This is a genomic window from Anaerovibrio sp. (assembly GCF_045637405.1).
In the GTDB taxonomy this organism is placed as follows: Bacteria; Bacillota; Negativicutes; order Selenomonadales; family Selenomonadaceae; genus Anaerovibrio.
On sequence record NZ_JAZTZI010000095.1, the window covers coordinates 1 to 1,174 of the forward strand.

Sequence of the window (1,174 nt, forward strand, 5' to 3'; positions counted from 1 at the left end):
GGTCAATTCCCGCCAAATCTTTAATTATCTCGCAGCGGCCCCAGCCATGCTCCTGACCAAGCTTCCTTAAGGGCTCAGCTTGATTAATGCCGATTTCCATAGCCAAAAATCCGCCATCTTCCAAAAGTTCACCCGCTTCAGCCACCAACCGCCGATAGCAATCCAAGCCATCAGCACCAGCTGCCAGGGCGGAAACCGGTTCAAAATCCTTTACATCCGGCTCCAAACCGGCAATATCCCCCTCAGGAATATAGGGTGGGTTGGATACTATGGCTGTAAATTTGCGATTCTTTATAGGCTCCAGCAAATCTCCCTGGAAAAACTCTATCCTATCTGACAATCCCAATCTTTGGGCATTATCCCGGGCCACTTCAAGGGCCTTGTCGGAAATATCCACCGTTACCGCCAGTAACGAGGACAAATAATTCAATAAGGACAAGCATATGGCTCCGGTACCGGTACCAATATCAGCAATGGTTCCACCATTGTCCCCGGTGGTTTTCAGTCTGGAAATCACAGCTTCCACCAATATCTCCGTATCCGGCCGGGGTATCAAGGTATCCTCCGTCACCCTGAAATCCAATCCCATAAAATCCTTATGCCCTACAATATAGGCCACTGGCTTGTGGCGCACCCGCTGGCGGATATATTCCTTATACTGGGCCAGTTCCGAGGGATTCAACGGTTGGTCAAAGTGAACATACAGATGAATCCGTTCCTTATTCAGCACATGACAAAGAAGCACCTCGCCATCCAGACGGGGTGTATCGATGCCAGCCTTGGCAAAATATTCCTCGGTCCATTTAAGGATTTTACCTATAGTCCATATTTCTTCTGGCATTATTGCCTCATAACACTGTAATTTGATCAGTCAGGCTGCTTCATGCGTTCAGCCTGATCCGCCGTAATCAGACCATTTAATAATTCATCCAGCTGACCGTCCAGAACAAAATCCAATTTATGCAAAGTTAAACCTATACGATGGTCCGTAACACGCCCCTGAGGGAAATTATAGGTTCTTATCCGCTCACTGCGGTCACCGGAGCCCACCTGACTTTTTCGGTCGGCAGCGATGGTATCTGCCTGAGCCTGCTGGGCCTGCTCCAATACTCTGGCTCGAAGCACACGCATGGCTTTCTCCTTGTTTTTCAGCTGGGATTTTTCATCCTGACAT

2 protein-coding genes are annotated in these 1,174 nt (G+C 48.7%); both read right to left on the bottom strand.

The window, feature by feature from the left end; translation table 11 throughout:
- The coding region (prmC, locus tag ACKI5G_RS06890; protein WP_407398886.1) for a peptide chain release factor N(5)-glutamine methyltransferase at positions 1–841 on the bottom strand (841 nt) is incomplete at its 3' end.
- 26 nt (positions 842–867) lie between these two features.
- Positions 868–1,174 (bottom strand): peptide chain release factor-like protein (locus tag ACKI5G_RS06895; protein WP_407398888.1); only part of this gene is annotated, 307 nt, incomplete at its 5' end.